This is a genomic window from Vibrio sp. D417a (assembly GCF_030248595.1).
Lineage (GTDB): Bacteria > Pseudomonadota > Gammaproteobacteria > Enterobacterales > Vibrionaceae > Vibrio > Vibrio alginolyticus.
Genome location: NZ_JAHGAM010000010.1, coordinates 120,525 through 142,631, shown reverse-complemented (window position 1 = coordinate 142,631; position 22,107 = coordinate 120,525). Strand labels below are relative to the sequence as shown.

Here is a 22,107-nt window from a genome sequence, read left to right as displayed (position 1 = left end):
TTACGCCGTTTCTTTTTGGAATAGTTCACGAAAGACTGGGAAAATATCCTCCACAGAGCGAATGTTTTTCATTGCGAAATTAGGAAACTCTTCAGTGAGTTTTTCGTACTCATGCCATAGAGTTTGGTGCGAGCGCCGTGTGATCTCTATGTAAGAGTAGTACTGACAGTTTGGAAGTAATTTGTTCACTAATAGATCCCGGCACCTTGGCGAATCATCTGCCCAGTTGTCACCGTCGGATGCTTGAGCTGCATATATGTTCCACTGACCAATCGGGTATCGCTCTTTTACTATTTCATCCATTAACTTGAGTGCGCTAGATACAATGGTACCCCCGGTTTCTTGTGAGTAGAAAAATTCGTGCTCGTCCACTTCCTTCGCTTGGGTATGGTGGCGGATAAAGACGACTTCGACATTCTCGTAGGTACGAGTTAAGAACAAGTACAAAAGAACATAGAAGCGTTTTGCGATGTCTTTCGTTGCCTGGTCCATCGAACCGGATACGTCCATTAGACAGAACATGACCGCTTGGCTCGATGGTACCGGGCGTTTCTCATAGTTCTTGAAGCGTAAGTCGAAGGTATCGATGAACGGCACGCTTTCGATTTTCTTGCGCAGTTCTTCAATTTCAGCCTTCAAGCGGTTCTCTTCAAACTGCTGAGCAGGTTCAATATTTTTGATGCGAGCAAGTTCGTCTTCTAACTCTTTAAGAAGTCGTTTCTTACCAGCAGTCATTGCAGTACGGCGCGCAAGAGATTGTTGCAGAGAACGTACTACGGCGATATTGGAAGGGATACCGGCAGTTTGAAAGCCTGCACGGTGTGTTTTCCATTCAGTGATTTTGGCAATTTGGTTTTTTTCTAGATTAGGCAGCTCGAGATCTTCGAACAAAATATCGAGGTACTCATCTTTTGATATTTGGAATACAAATTCGTCTTGGCCTTCTCCATCTGGACTGGCGTTCCCTTCTCCTGAGCCGCTACCCTGACCGCCACCTTTGGGACGCTCAATTTTATCACCAGTAATGAATTGGTCGTTACCGGGATGAACTCGTTCGCGAACACCACCTTTGCCCTGATGAAATATAGGCTCATTGATGTCTTTGTGAGGGATAGAGACGTCTTCGCCCGTTTCCGTATTCGTAATCGAGCGTCGATTCACTGCGTCTGCTACCGACTCTTTTATTTGCTCTTTGTGGCGCTTCAAGAAGCGCTGTCGATTAACAGCGCTCTTGTTCTTGCCATTGAGCCTTCGGTCTATAAATTGCGCCATGAAATAGCCCTCTTCATGTTTCACAAGCGACCTAACTCAATACTGGGTTAGGATGACTTACGTACTCGTAGGTACCACTCAGAAAGTAGGCGAACCTGTTTCTCGGTATAGCCTTTTTCCATCATGCGAGCGACAAAGTCGTCGTGCTTCTTCTGATCTTCAGAAGAGGTTTTCGCATTAAATGAGATAACCGGAAGTAGCTCTTCGGTATTGGAGAACATTTTCTTCTCGATTACTGTGCGCAGTTTTTCGTAGCTGGTCCAAACCGGGTTTTGACCATTGTTATTCGCTTTCGCACGAAGCACAAAGTTAACGATTTCGTTTCGGAAATCTTTCGGGTTAGAAATACCAGCTGTTTTTTCGATCTTCTCTAGCTCAGCATTCAGTGAAGAGCGATCAAATAGCTGACCAGTTTCTGGATCTCGGTACTCTTGGTCTTGAATCCAGAAGTCTGCATAGGTGACATATCGGTCGAAGATGTTTTGGCCGTACTCAGAGTAAGACTCAAGATAAGCGGTCTGAATCTCTTTACCGATAAATTCAACGTATCGAGGTACTAGGTAGCCTTTCAAGAACTCGAGATATTTCTCTGCTGTTTCAGCAGGGAACTGTTCGCGCTCAACCTGTTGTTCAATCACATAGAATAGATGTACAGGGTTGGCTGCCACTTCGGTTTGGTCGAAGTTAAATACGCGTGACAAAATCTTAAAGGCAAAACGTGTTGAGAGACCGTTCATGCCTTCATCGACACCAGCATAATCACGATACTCTTGATAGCTTTTTGCCTTTGGATCCGTATCTTTCAGCGTTTCACCGTCGTATACGCGCATCTTAGAGAAGATGGACGAGTTTTCAGGCTCTTTAAGTCGAGAAAGAATACTGAATTGTGCCAGAGTCTCGAGCGTGCTTGGTGAACAAGGGGCTTGAGACAACTCACTGTTTTCAAGAAGTTTTTGGTAGATTTTGACTTCTTCTGAAACACGTAGACAGTAAGGTACTTTCACAATATAAACACGGTCCAAGAACGCTTCATTGTTCTTGTTGTTACGGAAGGTCTGCCACTCAGATTCGTTTGAGTGAGCCAGAATCATACCGTCGAATGGAATCGCAGAAAGGCCTTCTGTACCGTTGAAGTTGCCTTCTTGCGTTGCTGTTAACAGCGGGTGAAGCACTTTGATTGGTGCTTTGAACATCTCAACGAATTCCATTAAACCTTGGTTTGCTTTACACAGCGCACCGGAGTAGCTGTAAGCGTCTGGATCGTCTTGCGAATAGTGTTCAAGCTTACGAATATCGACTTTACCAACCAATGATGAGATATCTTGGTTGTTTTCATCGCCTGGTTCAGTTTTGGCAATACCGATTTGGTCAAGGATAGAAGGGCGTACTTTCACTACTTTAAATTTGGTGATATCACCACCAAACTCGTGAAGACGTTTAGCGGCCCAAGGAGACATGATCGAGCGAAGATAACGGTGCTCGATGCCATATTCTTTTTTCAAAATATCGCCATCTTCTGTGGCTTTGAATAGGCAGAACGGATGGTCATTCACTGGGCTGCGTTCGCCGTTAGCAGTAAGAACATAAATAGGCATCTGTTCCATCAGAGCCTTAAGCTTTTCTGCAAGCGAAGACTTACCGCCACCTACAGGGCCGAGTAAGTAAAGAATCTGCTTACGCTCTTCTAGGCCTTGCGCCGCATGTTTTAGGTAAGACACAATTTGTTCTATGGCATCTTCCATGCCATAAAAGTCTTTAAAGGTTTCATAACGAGAGATAACACGATTCGAGAAGATTCGGCTTAGTCTCGGATCCTTTGCCGTATCGATTATCTCTGGTTCACCAATCGCCATCAGTAGGCGTTCTGCTGCATTAGCATAAGCGCTTTTGTCATCTTTACACAGGGCTAAAAACTCCTGTAACGACATCTCTTCATCTTTTGCAGCTTCATATCTTGATTGATAGTGGTCGAAAATACTCATGTCGCTTTCCCCTTTAATAGTCAGTCTACCGACGAACGTTGATTCAGGCTTTCCACCAACAGTTATGCTCGTTGTTGTTTGAATATACGTCCTGTTATCACATTTGGTTCGTACAGAATGTAAGATTGGCGACACCAAAGACTTTGCTTTATGGACGGTTTTTTCGTTACAACGGTGAGCGGTGGATATGAATTTTTCAATCACAGCCTTTCTCTACTTAAGCCTAGTCGGGGATTTGCAATTTTGCTTAACAATTATGAATTTATTGTAAAAGTGACATTTGAATCACTCTTTTATTAAGGACGAATTTATGTCGTGAATAGGTGCAATAGAAATCAAATATTTGGCAAAGACAGAAGAGTCTCAGTGATTCGTTGTTCTACATTGAGCAAGGTAAGTGAAAGAGGTAGGAAGAGAGCAAAGTCTTAGATAAGTTTGTGACAGGGTAAATAACAAGGAGAGCGGGCGCTCTCCTCATTCTTAGACGACCATTTTATGCGCTGAAGATTTGCGCTAGTTCGTTTTCACATAAATGATACTGACGAGGGCAGTTACGCCAAGTTTGCAGCATACGGCGGTATTTATCTAGCATCGGCATTTGGCTGTTAAAGTGATGATCTGCCTTGTCAAACTGAGGGTACAAACCTTCAGAATCGATGAGAAAACGTACGTAATGTACTTGTTGCGCTTCTGAAGCGATATCAAATCCCAAGAACTTCAAGCGACGTTGATCCACGTTGCTACGATCTTCATCGTCTAGCATGTTGTAAGACTCTTGCATCGCATGATACATCTCCATAACGTCGATGATCTCACGACACTCTGCTTCTGAGAGGCAGCCGAAATCTTTGTTCAACTCTCGCATTTGTAGTTCATAACCACGTTCAACGATCGTTTGTAAGCGTTTGTATTTGGCCGCATTACTTGGATCAAGTTGAGACATAAGGTTGTATTGGTTTGATAGAATCAAACGTTGAGCGTTTGACATTTCCATGGTGACCTCACTAGATATCTAATACATTTTTAATGTGCTTAGGTTAACGCTTAAGACATGAGTGAAACATGATCTCAACACATATTTAATACTAAAAAATGGCAAGAACTGTCACTTTTGACCAGTTTGAAAACACTTATTTATGGTAATGATTGTATATGTAGTCTCGGTCTGAAAATACTCTCAGCCACTCTGGCTTGAATACGGTTAAAACCGCCAGTGCCATACCATTTAATAGACCTTCTGGAAAGGCGAGCAACGGCACAAAAACAAAGTAGTTATGTTGAATGGTTTCCCAATCGTAGTGACCAACTGATAGGTGATAAAAAGAGTTAATGATGAGGTGCAGACTTCCTGTTATCGCGCCATTGAAAAATCCAGCAACGAAGATGAAAACAAAAATGTTTCTTGGCAAGTAGTGGTAACTCAGAAGAAACACTAAGTAACTAATGAAAATCGGAATTAGGGCAGATAGAACTAACGATGTGGGTAAGAGTAACAATGACACATCATGTAGTAGGTGGTTGACCAGCATTGCAGGGATACTGATTAGAAATGCCATACGCCAACCATACATCATCGTCAGCGTTGTTAGTGCAAGAAAATGAATCTGTAATCCTTCTTTTACACCTGCTTGAGCTGTCCATAAAATACTGAAAAAGAAGAGCGTTGCAAAAACGAGGTGCTGAAATCCTTTTTCTTTTTCCAGTTTGGGCCAAACGACTTTTTTCCAATCTGGTAGGCAGTAGACTACTACTATCCAAATTGAGACAACAAGAGAGCCTAAGTTAAACAAATCCATGTTACTTCCTTCCTATGCGAACATGACGCAATCATTTCTATCGTTCTTTTTATACCTAAATGACCGCAGAGAAACTCACTGATAAGGCTTAGATATAATCAAAAAAATACCAGCAATAAGCTGGTATTTTAAAGAGGTTAGTCTTGCGGTTCACTTAGTATTTTACGTTATCGTTGTATTGAGCAAGAATGGATTGAATTTCATCCATGGTTTCTTTCGGTGGCGGGTTTACGCCTTCGAGTGGGTATTCTAAGCCTAACGCTTCCCACTTATGAGCCCCTAATTTGTGGTAAGGAAGTAACTCGACCTTTTCGATGTTATCCATGTCTTTAATAAATTCACCAAGCATGTGTGCTGCTTCTGGGTCATCTGTGTAACCAGGCACGACGACATAGCGAATCCATGTTTTCTTTCCGATTTTTTGCAAGTAACGAGCAAAGTCCAATGTGCGTCGGTTGGATACACCGATGAGATCTTGGTGCACTTCGTCTTTCATGTGTTTGATGTCAAGCATGACTAAGTCTGTTGCATCCAGTACTTCATCGATAACATCAGTGTGCTTACGAACATAACCGTTAGTATCTAGACATGTATGAATGCCTTCGGTTTTAGCTGCGCGGAAAAAATCACGTACGAATTCCGGTTGAAGCATCGCTTCGCCGCCAGAACAAGTAACGCCACCACCTGATGCATTCATGAAGTGGCGGTAACTTTTCGCTTCGGAAATGATTTCTTCAACCGTGACTTCTTTGCCATCATGAGTGTCCCAAGTATCGCGGTTATGGCAATACTTACAGCGCATTAAACAACCTTGCAAGAAGACGATAAATCGAATACCAGGTCCGTCTACGGTACCACATGACTCAAATGAGTGAATACGACCAGCTGTTGACATCTTTTGCTCTCATTACTAGTAAATTCTAGCTGTTATTTTATTACAAAAAGCAGGGTTAAAACAGCTTTGTCGGTACTAAAGGCAAGGTTATTTGAAGAAAGAAAATAGATGGAGCCAATCTACATAAACGCTTGAACACGAGGTGGTTAATACCTCCCCCGAGAACTTGCCGAGTATCTAGATTGGCTTCGATGCTGGGATAATCCAGTTTTTAGAAAAAGGCGAACACGGAGAACGAGCCTGTCCCATAAACATCGGTTTGGGCTTCTTCATAATCCGGTGTTTTAATTGTAAAGGTGATGCTTGCACCGTAATTTTGGTTGTACCAAGATACCCCCGCGACGGCACTTGCTTGCCAATTTTGCAGTGTGACGTCGTATGGCGCTGACGGTTCAGGAATGCCAGGACGATCTCCTTCGATAGTCATGTCATTAAAGCGGTAACGACCTTCAAACCCGGTGAACAAGAACCAACTCGACGTGTTCTGAGCGATCATACTTGCTGAGAAAGGGCTTTCGACACTGATATTGGCGGCTCCGATGCTATTCGCTAGGTTTGTACCCCAACGAAACATGACGCCTTGAGAGACATCACTACGGAAGTTACCCGCATTGATGTCGTTAATGTTGGTAATCTCCCATTGTGTTTTTTGTTCTTCGCTGCGCATCAATTTGTTAAATACGCGGTAACCAAGGCTGAACGCAACTTTATCTTCAATCTGGTAATCCCAACCTTGAGGGTCCGTCGATCCTGTTATGCCGTGAACGATTTCTTGCGCCTTTTCTGATAGCGAACTTTCACCCGTAGCTCCTATGGTGAAATTGTACCGTACAGCTTTGTCACTCGTTAGGGAAAGGTAGTTGATTTCGGTGTGTAGGTAACCGGCATATGGGCGATCATTGATTAGTGGATAATCGGCTTCAATGTCGCTTGGAGTCCACATTTTGTGGCCAAGAACCAACTCTATTTTATCGATATTGGCGTGCTCTGAGTTAGCTAGACTCAGCCATTTCCATTGGCTTTCTTGTGTCAGTTGGTCTGTCGCGTAAGAAAGGAAAACACCATTCGTATAGTCTTGATCGACGCCAAAAATACCATCGTTGTCGATGGTAAAAGAAACCGTAGACTTAGTGGATGCTATTGCAACTGGAGAAAGAAGGGTAAGAATAATTAATTTACTAAATCTCATAGACTTTATTTGCTAACTTTTTTCGCATCATACGTAAGAATGCGGGCAAAAGTCTTTCGCGATATCACAACTTTCATTCAAGAAATAAAAAAAGGCTGATGCTACTTAGCATCAGCCTTTGTTGTATTACTAGAACGTTATTTCGCTATAGTCTTATAGAGACTCAGTGAATGTACGCGCGATTACGTCAGCTTGTTGCTCTGCAGTTAGAGAGTTGAAGCGAACAGCGTAACCAGATACACGGATTGTTAGCTGAGGGTATTTCTCTGGGTGCTTAACTGCGTCTTCTAGAGTTTCACGGTTAAGAACGTTCACGTTTAGGTGTTGACCACCTTCGATACCCGCTTCGTGGTGGAAGTAACCATCCATCAGGCCAGCTAGGTTAGCGCGTTGTGAACCCTCATCTTTACCTAGTGCATTAGGTACGATAGAGAATGTGTAAGAGATACCATCTTGTGCGTCAGCAAACGGCAGTTTTGCAACTGAAGTTAGTGATGCTACAGCACCTTTTTCATCGCGACCGTGCATTGGGTTAGCACCTGGAGCAAATGGAGCGCCAGCACGGCGACCGTCAGGTGTGTTACCAGTTTTCTTACCGTAAACCACGTTTGAAGTGATAGTAAGAATTGACTGAGTAGGGATTGCATCACGGTAAGTCTTAAGCTTACGGATTTTGCCCATAAATACAGAAACAAGTTCACATGCGATATCATCAACGCGTGGGTCGTTGTTACCAAATTTAGGGTAATCACCTTCGATTTCGAAGTCGATTGCTAGACCGTCTTCGTCACGGATTGGCTTAACTTTTGCGTATTTGATTGCAGAAAGAGAGTCAGCCGCAACAGATAGACCAGCAATACCACAAGCCATAGTACGTTTAACGTCACGGTCATGTAGAGCCATTAGTGCCGCTTCGTAGCTGTACTTGTCGTGCATGAAGTGGATAGCGTTTAGTGCAGTCACGTACTGCTTCGCTAGCCAATCCATGAAGTGGTCCATTTTCTCCCACAACTCATCGTAGTTCAGTACATCGCCTTCGATCTTCGGCATTTGTGGACCAACTTGGATTTTTAGCTTCTCATCCACACCACCGTTGATGGTGTAAAGCATAGTTTTCGCAAGGTTAGCACGAGCACCAAAGAACTGCATTTGCTTACCAACAACCATTGGAGATACACAACATGCGATTGCGTAGTCGTCAGAGTTCATGTCTGGACGCATTAGGTCGTCGTTTTCGTACTGGATTGAAGAAGTATCGATAGATACTTTCGCACAGAACTTCTTGAAGCCTTCAGGTAGTTGCTCAGACCAAAGAACAGTGATGTTTGGCTCTGGAGAAGGACCCATTGTGTATAGTGAGTTTAGGAAACGGAAGTTTGTACGAGTAACTAGCGTACGACCGTCAAGACCCATACCACCCATAGACTCAGTTGCCCAGATAGGGTCGCCAGAGAATAGATCATCGTACTCAGGAGTACGTAGGAAGCGAACCATACGTAGTTTCATTACGAAGTGGTCGATCATTTCCTGCGCTTGTTCTTCTGTGATGCGGCCAGCAGCGATATCGCGCTCGATGAAGATGTCTAGGAATGTAGAAGTACGGCCTAGAGACATTGCCGCGCCGTTTTGAGATTTAACAGCAGCTAGGTAACCGAAGTAAGTCCACTGGATAGCTTCTTGTGCAGTTTCAGCAGGACGAGAAATGTCACAACCGTATTTTGCAGCCATTTCTTTGATTTGACCTAGAGCACGGTGTTGCTCTGCGATCTCTTCACGAAGCTGCATTGTCATTTGTAGGTCTTCGCCGTTCTCGAAACGCTCTTGTAGAGAAGAGAACTGTGCGAATTTATCCTTCATTAGGAAATCAATACCGTATAGAGCAACACGACGGTAGTCACCGATGATACGACCACGACCGTATGCATCAGGAAGACCAGTCAATACGCCAGACTTACGACACGCCATGATTTGTGGAGTGTAGATGTCGAAAACGCCTTGGTTGTGAGTTTTACGGTATTCTGTGTAGATTTTCTTAACTTGTGGGTCAAGCTCGCGGTTGTAGGCTTTGCATGAACCTTCAACCATACGGATACCACCGTTAGGGATGATCGCACGTTTTAGAGGAGCGTCAGTTTGAAGACCTACGATAGTTTCTAGGTCTTTTTCGATGTAGCCTGCATCGTGAGCAGTGATGGTAGAGATAACTGAAGTATCAAAATCAACAGGAGCGTGAGTCGCGTTCTCTTGTTTGATGCCTTCCATTACCTTAGCCCAAAGCTTGTTAGTCGCTTCAGTACCTTCAGAAACTAGGAAAGATTCGTCGCCTTCGTACGGAGTGTAGTTCTTCTGAATGAAATCACGAACGTTTACTTCGTTTTGCCAGTCGCCTGCAGCAAAACCTTCCCAAGCTTTAGCAAATTGCTCTGCCATGACATACCTACCTTTTTAGTAGAAAAAAATACGTACTGCTTCGCCGTTGAGCCAGCTATCCCCAAGTTAAAGAGGGGAACAGTACACTCTTATGAATAACAATATTTATAGTCTTAAATTTAAATGTTCGAGTTACAAAACTATAAATATTGTCACTAGTTTTAACGTTTCTCTTTTTAAGCAACAGTTAGAGGTTAAACTAAAATTTTTTTGCAAACCTTAAACTAAATCAATAAATCCTCAAAAATCTCGATAAAAATGGGGTAGCGACTAGCGCTACCCACACATTTTCTGAACTGTCAGCTTTACAGCCAAGCTTGGATGCCATATTGGCCTTCAAGCATACCAACTGCAAGCATAGCAACTAAACAGATAATAAGTACGCTTACTGGGATCACAATCTTGTCTACAAATGACAAGCGAGACGCGCGCTCTTTATCACCAATTAAGCCGTTGTTATCTAAAAGCATAGTTAGTGCCCAAGCTAGAACAGGGTTAACGACTGCTGAACCAAAGATACAGATGCCTGCTGCTTGTGAATCTTTTGAGTCTTTCACCATCTGCATGCCTGCTTCAAGCAATGGTAGAGAGACACCAACGAGAAGAGCAACGCGCATAACTGGTGGCCATACAGCAACATCCATAGGGAAACCAAGGATTGCAACAATAATACATAGAGAACCTAGTAAGATTGCACCGCCAGGAATAGGGCGCTTCGCGATTGCTGCAGGGATCATGTAAGTCCCCCAAGATGATGTGATGTTACCACCACCGACAGCGGTACCGACCATTTGGCGCACAGAACACATTGTCATTGTGTCATCAACGTCCATCAGTACTTTTTCACTCTTACGTGGGTAGTTCATTTCTTGGAAGATGCGGTGACCCAAGAAGTCAGGAGACCACATTGCTACAGCAAGAATTGCGAATGGTAGAGAAGCGATGAAGTGTTCCATATTAGGAAGACCAAGCATCCAACCTTCTTCTGTTGAACCCCACCAGTAGATTGGGTTTAGGTTTGGAAGACCCGTCTCGGTTACGAATTTAATATCGAAGCCTGCGCCAAGAACAAGTGCGATTGCAAGGCCAGTGAAGGCACAAACAGGGATTGCTAGCCAGCGTTTGTTCACTTTAGCAAGAAACGCGTACAGGCCAATGGTAACCGCAAGAACGATTAGACCGATGTAACCCATACTACCTGCGGCAACTGTGTCGGATTGCAAACCAACAGCCCAAGCTTGAATGGAATTAATTTGGCTCATCGTTCCGGTTAAACCCAAGAAGATGAGAAGGCCACCAGCCGTACCTTCAGAGGTGAGGTTAACCAGTTTTGAACCACCTTTTAACAGGCTCAGAATTAAACCAAACACACCAATGAGAATTGCCAATGCAAGAGGGTGAGCACCAGCAAGCGCGATGGTACCAATAAGAGGGATCATTGGGCCGTGGTTACCTGCTAGGTTGGCTTTAGGGTTAATAAAGCCAGAAGCAAGTACACAGAAAAGAAGTGCAGGAATGAGCATTTCTACACGGGCAACTTCGATGGCGAAATCTTTGCCCAGATTAACATGGTCCCATGCGGCAGTTAGGCCTTCAGCCCAAGACATCATTACCGCAGAGTACATCGCGATAATACCAATCGTACCGGCAAGTGCTGGAACAAGATCTTCAAGTTCAAAACGGAAGTCACGACCTGGCAAGTTTAAGCCGAAACGACGCGGCTTCATAATTTGTAGTTCGTGGTCTAGGTAGTCTGAACGGCTTGCGAACTCAGATGCTGGACGATGAAGCTCACGGTAGCTCTTGGTCTCGATATCTGAATCAGAGTGCGTTTTGTTAACTGCGTCTGACATAGATTCCTCATATATTTAAAAGTTATGAATTCTTCATTCAATTGTGTTAATCCGCATCCTGCGGCACGCTTATGCTAGCTATTATTAGATTTGTTACACGTCGACATTGTGCCTAAGCATAGCTAATAACTTATTGTGTTGAGGCACAAAAAAATCCTCATCTTTTGGCAGGAGTCTAGCAAGATAGCCATTTAGGGTGATTGATTTAGATCACTTTAAGAATGGTTGTGAAATAAAACTACAGAAAGTTTCTGGCATGCGAATGAGATGGTGAAATCTTGTGTAATTTCATTACACAAGTTGCATAAAATTAGAATTTGTTGCTCTTATCGTTCTGGGATGCAGGGTAAATATCAATATTCATGATGATTATATAAAGCTGGCTTTATTCTTGCTTTCTACAGGGCAAAGACGATTTTTTGGCTAATCATTGCCGCTCAGTTTAGGAAAAAGACATGAAACAGCTTAAAGTACTGCCACTAGTGGCAATCATCTCAGGGTTAATGGTCGGTTGTGGCGGCGGTGGCGGTGGCGGCGGTGGTGCTGCGCCGAAAACAGCGTTTACTTTTGATTTTGCTATACCAGCAACAATGACTGAAAGTGAAGCTACTGCGAAAGGTTGTACGGTGTATGACCACAAAACTGAGCTAAACGGTGATAAAACGGTTTTAACCTATAGCGCAGCGTCAAAAGAGCAAGTGACTAACTATGTTATCGGTTACTACTCTGATGCAGATGGCAAAAGAGCCGGAGACATCATCAAACCAACCACTGATAACTTTAAGTTTTATCTTGAAGATATTCCTGACGGCGGCTTTGTAACGTTTCAAGCAATAGAATTTAACGGTAGAGAAGCTCGCGTAAATACGTTTTCAAAAGAATTCTTACAAGATAAGAAACTACGTAATGCCACGTTTGCCCTTAACCGAGACTCTTTGAACAAGTGCTTTACTGGCGGTAACTTAGCAAGCAATAAGTTTACTAACCTAGATTACCGAAATGCTGAATCAGGTGGTGGAGACTACAACTTTGTCTCGCAAACCGATGTTTTCACGTCACCTAACCCTGATATGTTGCCTACCGATGAGCTTATGGGGCTTAAAGGTGAGCCTACGGCGTTGTTCCAGTATGAATCTGGTTCAAGCGACAAAGCGCTTTACCAGTATGGTATTGGTTCGTGGGGGACTGGTGAGATCGCCTTAGTCAGAGCGGATAATACGTCAAACATTTATTCGTCTTCTGATTATACTTACGACACTCTCCACATTGGTTTTATTACTAACGGCTTTGCGTATGATGCGCTGAAGCTAGATAAAACGGCCGTTGAATATAATCGCCCTAGTGCAACGAATAAAGAAACTTGGGTCTACATGGCGTTCTCAGAGAATCAAGTTAATGGTTGGGAGTCTCTACTTAACGAAACGATCTCTGACGGATGGGATATTGACGTTGATCCGAGTGCTTACTTAAATATTGATAACCTGCCGAACACAAAACCAAGTGTATCAACGCAAGGAAGTGCAGAGTCCGTGATTGATCTGGACATGGGCTTAACATCGTCTACTGAAGGCTTTACTCGTGTCGCTTACTTTGCAACTTCAGGCGACTACAGAGTCACACATCGCATTTTCACAACAAGTGATAGTGATTCTGTTGTTGTTCCAGAATTGCATTACTACAACTTCCCAACATCGGCCGTTAACGGTTTGAAAGTTTCAGCTTCGGACGATTTTAATCGCACTGCTTTGGTAGTGAATGAAGATAGTAATATTGATTCTAAAGTTTTCATGAGCTTCTTTTCCAATGGTGAAGCGTCAGAGCCTGAACTAGATGAAGACCTAGATGGCATCATTACTTCTGAAAAAGAAGGCTTAGAAAATGAAGTGACATTACGTACTTCAAACTCGTTGGTAGTCAGTCGTTTTAATTAATTCATTGCGACCTCGAATAGGTTTCAATTAACACTTTTGTAAATTTATTAAGCCCCTTTGAAAGGGGCTTTTTTATATTTAATATTCAACTTTTGAAGAATATGTTGCTATATATTGCATATTAATTTGTCTATCGTATCTTTCTATTCGAATTATTTAGGTTAATAATTTGTTGCAAGTTTCAAGGGGCGGTGCTAATTTGTTCCGAATTAGAGAGGGCGGAGTCCCTTAATTGCAGTGACAAAAACACAGGGAGTAGGGCGCATGAATGATGTACCAGCGCTAGATATAAAAGACCTGCACAAAACATTTGGACAAAATGAAGTTTTAAAAGGCATTTCACTTGCCGCGCACAAAGGAGATGTTATCTCCATCATTGGCTCTTCCGGCTCAGGTAAGAGTACCTTTCTCAGATGTATCAACTTGCTAGAAACGCCTACCGCGGGCGAAATTTGGGTAAATGGTGAATTAATCCAAATGAAGAACAACAGAGCAGGTGAATCTGTTCCTGCTAATGAAAAGCAAGTCCAACGTATTCGCTCACGCCTGGCAATGGTTTTCCAAGGTTTCAACCTCTGGTCTCACCTAACCGTACTAGAAAACGTGATTGAGGCGCCTGTTCATGTCTTAGGCGTGCCAAAAGCTCAAGCGATTGAAAACGCAGAAGTCTTGCTTAAGAAGGTAGGCTTGTATGAGCGTAAGGATTATTACCCTGGGCACTTATCTGGCGGCCAGCAGCAACGTGCAGCTATTGCCCGTGCGCTAGCAGTTGACCCAGAGGTGATGTTGTTTGACGAGCCAACTTCTGCGCTTGACCCAGAACTTGTAGGAGAAGTTCTGGGGGTAATGAGAGATTTGGCAGATGAAGGGCGAACTATGCTGGTGGTCACGCACGAAATGGCGTTTGCGCGTGACGTATCAAACCATGTGATGTTTTTACATCAAGGCTTAGTGGAAGAACAGGGAAATCCAGCTAAGCTATTTACAAACCCGGATTCAGAACGATTACAGCAGTTTATCTCATCCATTTACTAATATTTGTTAGGCGGCAGACTATTGCCTCCTAAGCCAACACAACAAACAAAACGAAATAAAATAGCAATCACAGGAGTATGGAAATGAAAAAGTGGCTATTAGCAGCAACGATTGCTGCAACGGCAGTATCAGGTGTTGCCCAAGCGAAAGAATGGAAAACAGTTCGCTTTGGTATCGAAGGTGCTTACCCTCCGTTTAGCTGGACGGAAACTGATGGCTCAATAAAAGGCTTTGACGTAGACATGGCAAATGCACTCTGTGAAGAGATGCAAGTGAAGTGCAAAATCGTCGCTCAAGATTGGGATGGTATTATTCCTTCTCTGCTTGCACGTAAGTACGATGCCATCATCGCAGCAATGTCTATCACTGAAGAGCGCAAGAAAAAAGTCGATTTCACTGGCAAGTACGCACAAATCCCAAATAAATTTATCGCTAAGAAAGGTGCGGGTCTAGATTTTGATAATCTTAAAGATGTCAAAATTGGCGTGCAACGTGCGACGACACATGACAAGTACTTAACTGACAACTACGGCGATGATGTTGAAATTGTGCGTTATGGCTCTTTTGATGAAGCGTATCTTGATCTAGAAAATGGTCGAATTGCTGCCGTTTTAGGTGATGCGTCTGCTCTAGAAGAGGGTGTGATCAACAAAGCCGGTGGCGAAGCTTATGAGTTTGTTGGACCATCGTTAACCGATCCAAAATGGTTTGGCGAAGGTATGGGTATCGCTGTTCGTAAACAAGACAAAGATCTGACGAAGAAACTAGACGCAGCAATTATTTCACTACGTGAGAAAGGTGTTTACCAAGAAATTGCTGGTAAATACTTTAACTACGATGTGTACGGTGAATAAACCGTAATTAAGCGACCGTTGGCTTGTTCCTAGAAGTAGTCAACGGTCGATTTTTTGAGTTTAGGGATTAGGAACTCACCTATGCTAGATTTACAAGGATACGAAGCTTCGATTTTGAAAGGAGCTTTAGTAACAATAGAAGTTGCAGTGCTTTCACTCATTCTCGCCATGGTCTTAGGCATGCTTGGCGCATTAGCTAAGTTAGCACCTTACAAATGGGCAAGGGCGATTGCCACTCTTTACACCACCGTCATTCGCGGCATTCCAGATTTGGTTCTGATGATGCTAATTTTCTTTGGTGGACAAATACTTTTAAATAACAGCCTTTACTCCATCAACGAAACGCTCAACGAGTGGTTTGCCTCGAGTGATCCAAACCATGAATGGACGTCTTACTTACCTGATTATATTGATGTCAGCCCATTTATAGCTGGTGTACTCACGATTGGTTTTATCTTTGGCGCCTACATGGCGGAGACTTTTCGTGGAGCGATCATGGCGGTGGACAAGGGTGAATTAGAAGCGGCGAAAGCTTATGGGATGAGCTCTGCTTTATCGTTTAGAAGAATCTTACTTCCTCAGATGATTCGTCATGCATTACCTGGATTTGGTAATAACTGGTTAGTGTTACTTAAGACCACAGCGTTAGTTTCCATTATTGGTCTGGATGACATGGTGAGAATGAGCTCATTGGCAGCAGGTACGACCAAAATGCCGTTCACCTTTTACATGGCTGTCGCGCTCATCTTTCTATTTTTTACCAGCGTTTCGACCGGGCTACTCAAGCTTGTTGAGCGTAAGTTCAGTATTCATGCGAGGTAAGTTATGGACTTTTCTTTGATTATTGAAAGCTTTCCAACTTATCTTCAGGGACTTTGGACAACAGTTTGGTTAGTGGGATTAGCGTTGGTTATTGGCTTGTGTGTCTCTATCCCATTAGCCGTGGCACGCAATAGTACCAATTACGCTCTAAGCTTACCTTCTTGGGGATTCATTTACTTTTTCCGTGGAACGCCGCTATTGGTTCAGCTGTATTTGATTTACTACGGTATGGATCAGTTTTTCCCTGTTAAAGATACCTTGTGGGAGAACGCTTGGTTCTGTGCTTTGGTCGCTTTTATTCTTAATACATCGGCTTACACCGCAGAAATTATTCGTGGTGCGATTAATGGTTTGCCGAAAGGTGAGGTGGAAGCTGCTAAAGCCTATGGCATGAGTAAGTTTATGACATACAGACGTATTATCTTGCCGAGTGCATTGCGTCGAGCATTACCAGCTTATTCCAACGAGGTCATATTTATGCTGCACGGAAGTGCAGTCGCGGGCATCGTTACCATCATGGATTTAACTGGTGCTGCGCGTCTAGTTAACTCGCGCTACTATGCACCATTTGAGTCTTTCCTGACGGCGGGGCTGTTCTACATGGCACTGACGTTTATGATTTTGTGGTGTTTCAAAGTGGCAGAGAAGCGTTTCTTAGCTTATCTACGTCCTTTAAGCTAATTATCAATAGAGGCAATAGCACCGGAGTGGGTGCTATTGCTTTTGATAATTTTGTTATCTTCATTCCTATTTTTCCAGCCGATGTAAAAGACTCTTTCTTATTATTCATTAACTTACATTAACATTCGATAAACTCATTGTTTAGTAAGTAAAAATGAAAAAAACAATTCTATCGTTGGGCATTGCCGCCTTAGCCACAGGATGTGGTGGGGGAGAGGGAGAATCACAACCTAATGCTCAAGTAAAACCAACGCCAGCTCCAGTTCAACAAGCTCTTGAAACTGGTAATGCACTGCTCGTTTCTGACCCGAGCGATTTCATTCGAGAAAGTCGTCAGGTTGTAGAAGACCACAAGATGCAGTCGAATACGATCAAATCTGCAATTGCGAAAAACCTTTCAGGTCTTTATTGGGATCCAACCCATGATGCTGCGATCTTGGCACCTCAGTATGGCTTCAACGATACCATCTTGATGACCAATAAGGCCATGGCAAGCGGTTACAAAGATCAAGCTCTGTCAATTGGCGTTGCCGGGGAAAAGTCTAATGGTCAACGTTACGCACTATTAGGTAGTAACCCATTTAGAACGGCACAACGTTTTCCCGACTCTTCCAACGCAGCGATGACGCAATGGTTAAGTAATCTGGTCACTTGGTTGTCGGGCGGAGTTACTTCAAACGTCGTCATCGCGCAAATGGACCAGTCTTATTACTTTCCGGATGAGCAAGCGACTCGGAATTGGCTGAAAGACAATGTTTCACAAGAGTTGGCGTTTAACGAGGCCAACCTATGCGATGGTTCGAAGCTACTTAGTTGCTTGCAAACCAATACTCCAAACTTATTGATCTTGTCACAGCATCTGCAATCTGGAGATACCAATAAACAAGTACTCGAGGCTCTGGAATACGCTGAACAAGCCCAAATTCCTGTTCTATACCTGCATTGGGATGGAGGACTAACTGATCTTGGCCAAGACATTTTGGGAAGATTCCATGTTGATTATGTGGGAGATAACTATTGGCGTAAGTTAGGCTTGGTCGACTGGGATCCTTCATCGTTGATGAACGTTGTGCCGGACTCTGTCATTACACAACAAGCGCTGTTGTCTCGTTTTGAATCTCAAAATTTCAACGTAGACTTGTCAAAGTGTGATGACAAATCCTGCCCTGACACTGCGAATATGGACAGTCAATTTTATGCAGGGGCAAACAGCATTCGCCATTGGTTGCAAAAGCTTGATGAACAAAAAGTAGATTTGTTTAATCAAAACGGCTACCAATACGAAAAACTCATGGTATTGCTGGCTGATCATTATCGTCAAACGGTTGTCTTCCCGATGGACAAACAGTCAACCCAAACGACCGAATTCCTAAAGTCGTACTTTGCCGATTATGTGCAATACAACAGCCGAAGCGTAAACCCAAAACAACCAAATATGGGGAACTTCAGCCGTAGTGAGTTTAGCCCTGAAATAAAGAGAATCAGTGCAACGATTAATATGGAATCAAAGCATAACTTCCGTTCGGCTGGTGTGTATGCGCTTCCTGGGGAAACCTTTACGGTTAAACGTAATGACAGCAATGATGTGGCGACTAAGATTGTCATCAACACTTTAAGAAGTGGTGCAACTCATGAGTTCAGCAAAGATGGATACACACGACCAAAACTGCTGACTTCATTCGGCTATGAAGTGAAGCCGGGTGAAACCATCACGCTGACTTCTCCTTATGGTGGTCCAGTACAGGTTCACTTTGACAAAAATGATGTTCCGGTTGAACTGAAATTTAATCATGTGGCACAGCATCCAGTTTGGAGAAGTGAGAAGGACAACGACGCTTTTATTCAACAGTTAGAAGCCAATTTATTCGATTGGGCTGAGCTGATCACTCCTGGGTTTGAAGTACACTCAAAGCGCGACAAAATGTTGGAGTCGGTCAACGATGAAATGTGGTCTACCCCTTCGGAAATGGCGCTTGCAACAGAAGAATATGTTCACAACTACCCGCATGTGCTGGCAGGTTTCCAAGGGCCGGGCATAGATGAAGTGCCTGAAATTATTCAATACGCCCAAAACCAAGGTTGGGAAATCGCCAATATTGATATAGTGAAGCACATGAACGCTGACCAAGCGACGTGTGGTTATGGTTGTTCGGGTAACCCTTACGATGCTTATTGGTCATTCAGCCCACTCGGTCACGGTGATTTACATGAGCTTGGCCATGGTTTAGAAAAAGGTCGATTCCGATTTTCAGGCTGGGAAGGGCATTCAACGACCAATTACTACTCGTATTACAGTAAGTCTCGTTTCTTCCAGAATACGGGAAAAGTTTCAACCTGCCAAAGCTTGGATTTCAAAGGCCAGTTTGAATTATTGCAAGCTAGCCGAACTCAAGCGGATCCAAACGCATACATGGCTGCGCAAAATCAAACCAGTTGGAGTTGGGGCGCTCGTGTTTACATTCAAATGATGATGGCGGCGCAGCATGAAGGTGTGCTTAAAAATGGTTGGCATTTATTGGCGCGCTTGCACCTGATTGAACGTGAGTTTAACCGCTTAAAATCGGACGACGCGCTTTGGGATGAGAGACGATTGAGTATTGGTTTTGCCAACTACTCTCGGGAAGAAGCAAATAGCATCTCGAACAACGACTGGTTGCTTATTGCTCTGAGCTACATCTCTCAGCGAGATATGACTAACTATCTCGATATGTGGGGGTTCTCGTTCACAGAAAAAGCGAAACAGCAGGTTGTGGCGCTGAATCTACCGCCGATGCCGCTCACTTACTTTGCAAGTAGTAATACAGGCTACTGTCTGAACGAATTTGCTCAAACACCGATAACTATTGATGGTCAAACGGTTTGGCCGCTGAATCAGTGATTAACTGGTAATTTGTATGAAAAGGGAGACTGAGTCTCCCTTTTTATTGGACTAAGCTTAGCGTTGAGTCTCGCTTATAGCTTTGCAATATATTACTTAAATGTTGACCAGATTGGTGCGTGATCTGAAGGCTTCTCGATACCACGAAGCTCATAGTCGATACCAGATTCAATACACTTTTCCGCTAGAGAAGGGGTTGCCAAAATGACATCAATTCGTAGGCCACGGTTATCATCAAAACCGCGAGAACGGTAGTCAAACCACGAAAATTGATCGTTCACCTCTGGGTATAGCTTACGGAAGGTGTCCACAAAGCCCCAGTCTAGTAAGGTTTTCAACCATTCGCGCTCTTCAGGTTGGAATGAACATTTACCTGTTTTTAGCCAACGTTTACGGTTTGGCTCGCCGATACCGATATCTGCATCAATAGGGCTGATGTTGATGTCACCCATAACAATCAATTGCTCGTCGTTATTGTGATGATCGTTTAGGTAGGTCATCAGATCTTTATAGAATTGGCGCTTGTATGGGAATTTGGTTTCGTGGCTGATGTTATCCCCTTGAGGGAAATAGCCGTTTAGCACAGTGACCTTTTCGCCGTTTTCATTTAAAAACGTTGCCATGATCATGCGCTTTTGATGTTCCTCGTTATCCGTCGGGAACCCTTTTTGTACGTGTAGAGGCTCTTGCTTACAAAGCATTGCTACGCCGTAATGTGCTTTTTGACCATGAAAATACACTTTGTAGCCCATGGCTTCGACAGCTTCAATCGGGAATGCTTCATCGTGAACTTTAATTTCCTGAAGACCAATCACATCAGGTTGGTGTTTGTCGATTAGCGCTTGGAGTTGGTGCAGTCGCGCACGTAGTCCATTGATGTTAAAGCTGATTACTTTCATTATTTATCCTTTTTGGGGCGTACTTTTGTATGAATAGTATCATTGTGTAAGAGCACTGAAAACGAGTCTCGGTGAAAGGAGTGAAACGCTCTGAGCTACTTTGCTTTTAATTTGTTTTCTAAGTCGTTTTGCACGATCTTTAAAGCGTTAAGCGCAACTTCTGGATCTATCTCATTGCTCTCAAGCAAATAGATTAAATCGACAGCCAGTTTGATCTCTTCAGGTGCGTCATCTAAAGGCGAGGTTGGTTGATCAGCCATTATTGATGTTTTTCCCTATGTGTAATTTGGTTCTCTAGCTTAAGAAGTGCTGCTTCACAACGCGCTAAACGTTGCTCGGTTGCTAGTAATACTTTTTGAGCGTCGGCACGCATAAAACTAGGAGCGCTTTCGACAGCACGTTCTTTTTCTAACACCATCTCGCGCAAGCGTCTTGCCCACTCTTGGTGTTGAGCGAGCTCCTGATAAAGCACGTTGATAGGCTTACGGAAATGGCTGCTATGTTTGATTTCATTCTTACGAATTTTAGTGGTAGAAATCTCGCGTTGAATCGCACCGATTTGCGCCACTAACCGTTCAGTGAGGTACTCAGCACGCAAAGCGGTGAGCTTACCTTCATTTTGCTCACGCACAATCGCATCCAGCGTGGCTTTTGCTTCTTTTACGCAAGGAGTAAGTAAGCGAGAGCGGCAACCAAATAAACGCTCATCAAAAAGCGGAACATGATGTTCGCCTCTTTGACGGTCAAGAACAGCGGCTTGCTTCGCCATTTGTTCTAGGTTTTCCTGGAGTTGAGAAATGTTCATGACAAACCTACAAACCATGCGTCATAAGCCAATTTAATTGCTAGTATGCTGACGACAGTAACAAATACAGGACGAATGAATTTAGAACCAAATCTAATAGCGGAGTGCGCGCCAACAAAAGCACCAGCCATTAAACATACTCCCATTGTTAAGCCTAGCACCCAGTTGATGTGTCCGAGGAATGCAAAAGTGATCAAAGAGGTAAAGTTACTGGTAAAGTTCATTGCTTTTGCTAAGCCAGAGGCGAGCAAGATATTCAGCCGGTACAGCGCCATTGAACTTACTGTCCAAAAAGCCCCAGTTCCAGGCCCAGCGAGTCCGTCGTAGAATCCGATTGATAAGCCTTGTATGTACTGTTTTTTATGAAGTTTTGGGCAAGGCTCGGGTATTGGACTTTGATGAGCAGAGTGGGGCGTTTTATGAAAAACGGTATACAACGCTGCCGCCAAAATAACAAGCGGCAATCCTTTTTCCAGCCAATCCGTACTAATCGCATCTACAAATAGCGTACCTAATGTCGCTCCGACGAGTGTCGCCACGAATGCACGCCTCCAGCATTGAGGCTTGAATAGACGTTTTTTGTAGTACGTAAATGCCGCAGTAGAAGAAGCAAAGGTAGCGGCAAGTTTATTGGTGCCTAGTGCAATATGAGGCGGCAAGCCTAGCGACAGTAAAGCAGGTACGGTAAGCATGCCACCACCACCGGCAACTGCATCAATAAATCCAGCGACAAAAGCGACAAGCGCCAACACCAACAGCATGGTTGGCTCAATCATTTCCATAAA

At 43.6% G+C, this 22,107-nt stretch carries 18 protein-coding genes; 6 read left to right on the top strand and 12 right to left on the bottom strand.

What is annotated here, in order from left to right; genetic code table 11:
- The 8 genes from KI742_RS11570 to KI742_RS11535 form a co-directional block, all read right to left on the bottom strand.
- Positions 1-1,272: a YeaH/YhbH family protein gene (locus KI742_RS11570; protein ID WP_005378448.1), complete on the bottom strand. Its 1,272-nt coding sequence runs from the start codon at positions 1,270-1,272 to the stop codon at positions 1-3.
- 47 nt (positions 1,273-1,319) lie between these two features.
- Positions 1,320-3,254 (bottom strand): PrkA family serine protein kinase, encoded by a 1,935-nt coding sequence (locus KI742_RS11565; protein WP_005378447.1) that lies wholly within the window; start codon positions 3,252-3,254, stop codon positions 1,320-1,322.
- A gap of 493 nt (positions 3,255-3,747) precedes the next feature.
- Positions 3,748-4,248, bottom strand: coding sequence for a YfbU family protein (locus KI742_RS11560; RefSeq protein ID WP_005378446.1), 501 nt, complete (start codon positions 4,246-4,248; stop codon positions 3,748-3,750).
- A gap of 136 nt (positions 4,249-4,384) precedes the next feature.
- Entirely contained in the window at positions 4,385-5,050 is a 666-nt protein-coding gene (locus tag KI742_RS11555; RefSeq protein WP_054575461.1) for an energy-coupling factor ABC transporter permease, read from the bottom strand.
- 154 nt (positions 5,051-5,204) lie between these two features.
- Positions 5,205-5,945 (bottom strand): pyruvate formate lyase 1-activating protein, encoded by a 741-nt coding sequence (gene pflA, locus KI742_RS11550; protein WP_005387854.1) that lies wholly within the window; start codon positions 5,943-5,945, stop codon positions 5,205-5,207.
- A gap of 211 nt (positions 5,946-6,156) precedes the next feature.
- Positions 6,157-7,134 carry a lipid A deacylase LpxR family protein gene (locus KI742_RS11545; protein ID WP_005387855.1) on the bottom strand — a complete coding sequence of 326 codons (978 nt, stop codon included), beginning with the start codon at positions 7,132-7,134 and terminating at the stop codon, positions 6,157-6,159.
- A gap of 153 nt (positions 7,135-7,287) precedes the next feature.
- A complete protein-coding gene (gene pflB / locus KI742_RS11540) occupies positions 7,288-9,564 on the bottom strand; it encodes a formate C-acetyltransferase (protein ID WP_005390666.1) in 2,277 nt (758 codons plus the stop codon).
- Between the two features lie 305 nt (positions 9,565-9,869).
- The gene (locus KI742_RS11535; RefSeq protein ID WP_005390668.1) at positions 9,870-11,417 is read right to left on the bottom strand and encodes a DUF3360 family protein; all 1,548 of its coding nucleotides are present in this window, start codon (positions 11,415-11,417) and stop codon (positions 9,870-9,872) included.
- A 455-nt stretch (positions 11,418-11,872) separates the two neighbouring features.
- On the opposite strand from KI742_RS11535, the gene KI742_RS11530 reads away from it, so the two are divergent.
- From KI742_RS11530 to KI742_RS11505, 6 genes are all read left to right on the top strand, one after another.
- On the top strand, positions 11,873-13,348 hold the full coding sequence (locus tag KI742_RS11530; protein ID WP_285386160.1) for a 54K polar flagellar sheath protein A: 1,476 nt from the start codon (positions 11,873-11,875) through the stop codon (positions 13,346-13,348).
- Positions 13,349-13,612: 264 nt separating this feature from the next.
- On the top strand, positions 13,613-14,383 hold the full coding sequence (locus KI742_RS11525) for an ABC transporter ATP-binding protein (protein WP_005378438.1): 771 nt from the start codon (positions 13,613-13,615) through the stop codon (positions 14,381-14,383).
- A gap of 83 nt (positions 14,384-14,466) precedes the next feature.
- Positions 14,467-15,237, top strand: a complete 771-nt coding sequence (locus KI742_RS11520) for an ABC transporter substrate-binding protein (protein WP_005378437.1) — start codon at positions 14,467-14,469, stop codon at positions 15,235-15,237.
- 81 nt (positions 15,238-15,318) lie between these two features.
- Positions 15,319-16,059 carry an ABC transporter permease gene (locus KI742_RS11515; RefSeq protein ID WP_005378436.1) on the top strand — a complete coding sequence of 247 codons (741 nt, stop codon included), beginning with the start codon at positions 15,319-15,321 and terminating at the stop codon, positions 16,057-16,059.
- Between the two features lie 3 nt (positions 16,060-16,062).
- On the top strand, positions 16,063-16,740 hold the full coding sequence (locus KI742_RS11510) for an ABC transporter permease (RefSeq protein ID WP_005378435.1): 678 nt from the start codon (positions 16,063-16,065) through the stop codon (positions 16,738-16,740).
- Positions 16,741-16,894: 154 nt separating this feature from the next.
- On the top strand, positions 16,895-19,618 hold the full coding sequence (locus KI742_RS11505) for an ImpA family metalloprotease (RefSeq protein WP_285386162.1): 2,724 nt from the start codon (positions 16,895-16,897) through the stop codon (positions 19,616-19,618).
- A gap of 92 nt (positions 19,619-19,710) precedes the next feature.
- On the opposite strand, the gene xthA is transcribed toward KI742_RS11505, so the two are convergent.
- The 4 genes from xthA to KI742_RS11485 all read right to left on the bottom strand — a co-directional run bounded on the left by xthA (position 19,711) and on the right by KI742_RS11485 (position 22,104).
- A complete protein-coding gene (gene xthA, locus KI742_RS11500) occupies positions 19,711-20,517 on the bottom strand; it encodes an exodeoxyribonuclease III (protein WP_005378433.1) in 807 nt (268 codons plus the stop codon).
- A 95-nt stretch (positions 20,518-20,612) separates the two neighbouring features.
- Positions 20,613-20,777: a pleiotropic regulatory protein RsmS gene (rsmS, locus tag KI742_RS11495; RefSeq protein WP_005378432.1), complete on the bottom strand. Its 165-nt coding sequence runs from the start codon at positions 20,775-20,777 to the stop codon at positions 20,613-20,615.
- Complete coding sequence (locus tag KI742_RS11490; RefSeq protein WP_005378431.1) at positions 20,777-21,322, bottom strand: primosomal replication protein; 546 nt, start codon at positions 21,320-21,322, stop codon at positions 20,777-20,779. The genes rsmS and KI742_RS11490 overlap by 1 nt, the downstream gene beginning before the upstream one ends.
- The gene (locus KI742_RS11485) at positions 21,319-22,104 is read right to left on the bottom strand and encodes a TSUP family transporter (protein WP_138940022.1); all 786 of its coding nucleotides are present in this window, start codon (positions 22,102-22,104) and stop codon (positions 21,319-21,321) included. The genes KI742_RS11490 and KI742_RS11485 overlap by 4 nt, the downstream gene beginning before the upstream one ends.
- Between the last annotated feature and the right edge of the window lie 3 nt (positions 22,105-22,107).